At 36.6% G+C, this 5,444-nt stretch carries 5 protein-coding genes; 1 reads left to right on the top strand and 4 read right to left on the bottom strand.

Features of this window, described 5'->3' with window-relative positions; translation table 11 throughout:
* A partial coding sequence (locus tag AAC037_RS18975; RefSeq protein ID WP_339904809.1) for a hypothetical protein occupies positions 1–1,059 on the bottom strand: 1,059 nt, incomplete at its 3' end.
* 247 nt (positions 1,060–1,306) lie between these two features.
* The gene (gene rho / locus AAC037_RS18970) at positions 1,307–3,118 is read right to left on the bottom strand and encodes a transcription termination factor Rho (protein ID WP_339904807.1); all 1,812 of its coding nucleotides are present in this window, start codon (positions 3,116–3,118) and stop codon (positions 1,307–1,309) included.
* A gap of 276 nt (positions 3,119–3,394) precedes the next feature.
* Between rho and AAC037_RS18965 the strand changes: the two genes are divergently transcribed.
* Positions 3,395–4,456 (top strand): AI-2E family transporter, encoded by a 1,062-nt coding sequence (locus AAC037_RS18965; protein ID WP_339904805.1) that lies wholly within the window; start codon positions 3,395–3,397, stop codon positions 4,454–4,456.
* Between the two features lie 69 nt (positions 4,457–4,525).
* On the opposite strand, the gene AAC037_RS18960 is transcribed toward AAC037_RS18965, so the two are convergent.
* Positions 4,526–4,999 (bottom strand): hypothetical protein, encoded by a 474-nt coding sequence (locus AAC037_RS18960; protein ID WP_339904803.1) that lies wholly within the window; start codon positions 4,997–4,999, stop codon positions 4,526–4,528.
* Positions 5,000–5,227: 228 nt separating this feature from the next.
* Positions 5,228–5,444: hypothetical protein (locus AAC037_RS18955; RefSeq protein WP_339904801.1), on the bottom strand; the 217-nt coding region annotated here is incomplete at its 5' end.

Raw genomic sequence — 5,444 nt, 5'->3', positions numbered from 1 at the left:
AAACATAGCACCATCATCTTTAGCCACTACTTTTGCGCCATTAGTAGCAGTAAAAGTACTTCCCAGCATTAGCTCACTTTTATTGTTTAAGGATAATTTACCATTTGTCATGATAACTTCATCGTGAACAGTTCCTCTAGCATTGTCATTTAGCTCAATTTTTGCTCCCCCGCTAGTAAAAAATTTTGATTCAAAAGAAAATTCAGCCTTATCCTTTAAGGTCATTGATCCCCCTCGTCCCATTTCCACATCTCCTATCAACCTAATATTTGCATTGTCTTCTATTTTAATCGATCCACTACTTCCCGTTGAAGAAGTCCCTCCTACCATCAAAGTACTGCTATTGTACATTTTCAAATCGCCATTTCCAATCAACATGTTTCCTGAAACAGTTACTACACCTGAAAAATCTTTGGAACCAATGTTGATTTCACCTCCCGATGAATAATTAAGTTCTCCTGTTTGAAATTGCCCTAATACATTTAATGTACTTTTACTCCTGACATGTGTTTCACCATCGACTATCAACATGGCGCCTTCTTCTATGATAATAACAGGTTTATTGTCACCGATTTCAAAATTGTTAATGGTCAATTTTGCATTATTTGGAACTATGATTTCAACCCCTCTATCAATATCGAATTTTCCATTAACCACCAATTCAGCACCTTCAGCTAAGACTATTTCTGGTTCTGACCCGCCCCCATTGATGGTAATATTGTCTTCAAAAATTAATTTTCCGTTGGGGCCAATTTCAAGGCTAGTAAAAACACCGCTTCCAAAACCTGAAATATTGCCACTATAGGTAACTTCATGATTAATTACGACAGTTACTTCACAACCCCAGCTCTTAGACACAGGAGGTTGTCCATCACTCACATTACTCCATTTAGAGCAGTTTGAAGAACTTTCCCAAGTATTATCTGCTTTCCATTCTCCATCCTTCACACTAACAAAGTCCTGCGAATAGATATTTCCTGTCACCAAGCCAAAAGCGACGGTAAGGATAAATAAAGAAACTATTTTAAGAAGCTGAGTGGAATTAAAAAAAACTTTCATAGCTGTTTGTTTTTATAACAGTATAAAAGTACCCAGGACTATGGCCAATTGGTGTCTTATTCGATCAATGCGATATTTTGGAGGTTAAATGAAGGTAAAACAAAGGTGAAAAAATTATAATATTCAATTATTTATATCTAAAAAGCGGTTTTATAGGTTTAAAAAAAAATAAAAGCCCGTATAAAACGAGCTTCTATTTGGAGCTAATTAGGCTCCTATTTTTTGAACAATAGATCTATTATCCTGTCTAACTATTCATGCTTACCAAAAATTCGGCATTGTCTCGAGTACCTTTCATTCTTTGGAGTAAAAATTCCATGGCTTCCTGAGAGGTCATATCAGACATGATTTTGCGTAGAATCCACACACGTTGCATTTCTTCTTTGTCCATCAATAAATCTTCTCTTCTGGTACCTGAACCAGGCACATCAATGGCAGGATAAATTCTTCTGTTTGAAAGCTTCCTATCCAGAGATAGTTCCATATTGCCCGTTCCTTTAAATTCCTCAAAGATCACCTCATCCATTTTAGAACCTGTTTCCACGAGTGCAGTGGCAATAATGGTAAGTGATCCACCATTTTCCACATTTCTGGCAGCACCAAAGAAACGTTTTGGTTTATGTAAGGCATTTGCATCCACTCCACCAGACAAAATCTTGCCTGAGGAAGGCACCACAGTATTGTGCGCCCTGGCTAGCCTTGTAATGGAATCAAGGAGTATGACCACATCATGTCCACACTCTACCATCCTTTTGGCTTTTTCTAAAACCAAAGCGGCCACCTTCACATGTCTTTCAGCTTGTTCATCAAAAGTTGAAGAAATTACCTCCGCTTTAACAGAACGTGCCATATCCGTCACCTCTTCCGGTCTTTCATCGATCAAAAGAATCATCAGGTGAACCTCAGGATGATTTTCTGCAATTGCATTGGCAATTCTTTGCAAAAGCACTGTCTTTCCTGTTTTAGGTTGTGCCACAATCATCCCCCTTTGACCTTTTCCAATTGGTGCAAAAAGATCAACGATCCTGGTGGATAAATTATCATGGGTAGTGGTTAGGCTCAAACGCTCTTCAGGAAACAAAGGAGTGAGGTATTCAAAAGGAATCCTATCCCTTATTTCATCAGTAGTTTTTCCATTGACGGTTCCTACCTTTAGCAAAGCAAAATATTTTTCACCTTCTTTTGGGGGTCTGATTTGACCTTGGATATTATCTCCGGTTTTAAGGCCAAAAAGCTTAATTTGAGATGGAGACACATAAATATCATCCGGTGATGCGAGGTAATTGTAATCCAAAGAGCGTAAAAAGCCATATCCATCAGACATGATTTCAAGGACTCCGGAATTTTCTATTATCCCATCAAAATCTTTAATGGTTACAGAGGGTTTTCTCTTGGGGTTATAAGGTTTCTCTGAAGTTGATTGCTCCTCAGCCACCTCTTTAGAGGGCTTCCTTTTGGTAAACTCTTGCTCCTTGGACGCTGGAGCTGAAGCCTCTGAATTGCTTTTAGCATCTTCTATATCTACTACAGCTCTTCTTCTAGGCCTAAAGCTTCTACCTTTATTGTCCTCCCCTTTAACTGGCTCGTTGGATTTTTTATAATTGGATTTATCCTTTGCCTGTTTTTCGTTATTTTCCTGTTTTTTTGATGCTTGACTGTTGGCTTTTTCTTCAGCTTTGGGAGAGCTTTCTTCTGCTTTTACCGATTTCTCCTTGGGTTTGGGAGCTCTGGAAGGCTTAGTACTTTTGTCCGAATCTTCAGTATTTTCTTTCGTAACTTTTGTTACATTTTGCCTTTTAAACTTTGGTTTCTCCTCACTTACAGGCTTGATAGCTTTTTTATTGCTATCTGCTCCGGTTGTATCCTTTTCAACTTCCACTTCTACTTTGGAAGGTTTTTTTCTTGGTAGGGATTTCTCCGGAGTAATGGCTTGCTGATCCAAAATGGCATAAACCAAATCTTCTTTTTTCAAAGATTTAAAGTTTTTTACCCCCAACTCCTCGGCGATCTCCTTTAACTCAGACAGTAGCCTGATTCTTAATTCTTCTATGTTATACATAAAAAACGCGTGAATGAAATTCTAAGACTTTGTAAATGATAAAATGGTATGTATCTTGATAAGTATAAAAAGGTATACAGACAATTCTGAAACTGCCAGGGTGGCAATCTTCTGCTTTTCGATCTTACAATATTACATCAATCACGAGTAATACGCAAATTTTTATGGAATTGTTATTAAATTAGTGAAAACCAAGCATCTCCATATTTAGAAATATTATACTGGCTTTCCGTTTTCCTAATTCTTATTTTTATTGACACAAAGATTGACCCGGCTATGTCAGAAAGTAAACTTCATCCTCTACAATTTTTTGCCTACGCTCTAATTTCCATTGCGCTCTTTTTATACCTGATGAATATTGGTGCATTTATTTTGGTCCCTTTGGTCTGGGGTGTGTTTTTTGCTTTCGCCTTATTTCCAAGACCCTTTGCCATCGCCATAAGCATCTTATTTGTGACAGCCATTGGGGCAGCCATTGTCTACATCCTAATTAACCAAATGGTGCTCCTACTATCGGATATCCCTGAAATGAATGCATTATTGCAGGAGAAGGTGAATAAATATTGGGCTGAATTACAAACCACCTTCGGCATTGACAATTATCTTAATAGAGAAAAGTTGCAAGCTATAGAATGGTTTGCCGGTGGTAATTTGAATGAAACCCTCTTCAATACAGGTAAGTCCATTACCTTAATCGGTATCATCCCTTTATACATATTTTTACTATTGTATTATAGGGATTTTTTCGTGGCTTTTTTATTAAAAGTATCTTCCAAAAAAAATGAAGCTATTTTAGAATGGGTTGGTGAAGCGGGAAAGGTGATTCATGCTTATTTGATTGGAATGGTAAAAGTAACCTTTCTTGTGGCCTTACTTGCCGGCATGTATTTTTATTTTTTCGGCATTAAATACTATTTACTCTTCGCTCTATTTATAGCAATACTCAACCTAATCCCTTACATAGGGGTGGCCATTAGCTCAATTTTAGTGATCTTTTATGTCTTCCTGACTTCTGACACCATATTTGCTCCCGTTCTCACATTGGCTGTACTTTGGGGCATTCAACTTATTGAAAATAATATAATCACCCCTTTGGTGGTAGGAGCTAAGGTTAAAGTAAATGTTTTAGCCGTTATATTAGCCGTCCTAATAGGTGGGGCTGTGTGGGGCATCTCAGGTATGGTCTTATTTATACCTATGGTGGGAGTGTTAAAAATCACTTTTGATAGTACCCCTTCCCTTCAAGCATACGGCTATTTACTAGGTGATGATTTTCCTAAACCAAAAAATGGACAATCTTTGATTAAGCAGCTCAAAAATAAGTGGTTAAAAAAATAACTGCAGATAAAAAGAAAAACTCCCTCTATAGATAATCTTTACCTCGACCTTAAGATCCAAGGTTTTTGTTTAGGAATTAAAAAACCTGCCAGACTCCATCAGTCGATCAATCCTCCGCTTGTTTTCCTGCTGCAGTAATGAGGGATAAAGATTCATTAATGCATTGACCAACATTATTACAAAAGAAAAAAGGTATTGACCATAAACAACCTTAACCAAGGCAAAGCCCCCTACAAACAAAAAGGCCGCTAAGTGGCTTATTTCTGAAAATGTCATTTCCTTTCTTATTTTCACCAATTCGCTATACACAACTTTTGCTTTTAGCTTCATATTTGGATTAAAAAATTTAAAAGGAGTGTTCTTTACAATCCATTTGAAATAAGGAAGCCCCAAATTTTTATTTACGGCTTTGTTCTCAATAAAATTAAGTTTGGATAGTTTTTGGTAATGATTCGTTTTCATCAAAACTGCATTGATCACCATTCCAACTATCCATGAAATAAAAGATATTGAGACACTGAATATTAAATAATCTTTCAACATTGACATTGAATTAAAGCAATACCCACAGCACTTTTTTTCACCTTATCCTCACCAATAAAAATAATAATTCACTGACTAGAAATCCAAGTTACAATGGGGCTTTCTGCCCTGCAATGGCAATTAAATTGAAGCATAGGCTTTACTTTCTGCTTACCCCTTTCATTATATAAAGCTGATTAGTGGATTTAAAGGCCTCTGCTACACCATTATTACAATTGAAATAGGTATTTATTTCTTTGGGTAATTTTGTTTCTTTAATGCAATTTGCAGCTTCTTGAAGTCTGCACCAATTATTAATTGTTTATTATTTAGGTCAAGAATAGGGATGGATACATTCCCCCGAATTTTATGGTTTTTTAATTTATCTATCAACTCCAATTCTTTTTCCTTATTGGCATCTAAATCGTAGAAAGTATAATGCATCCCTGCACTATCCAATTCCTCT

It is taken from the genome of uncultured Cyclobacterium sp., assembly GCF_963976465.1.
Classification (GTDB): domain Bacteria; phylum Bacteroidota; class Bacteroidia; order Cytophagales; family Cyclobacteriaceae; genus Cyclobacterium.
The sequence above is the reverse complement of the archived record's forward strand: the minus strand, read 5'-3'. Positions and strand labels throughout refer to the sequence as shown.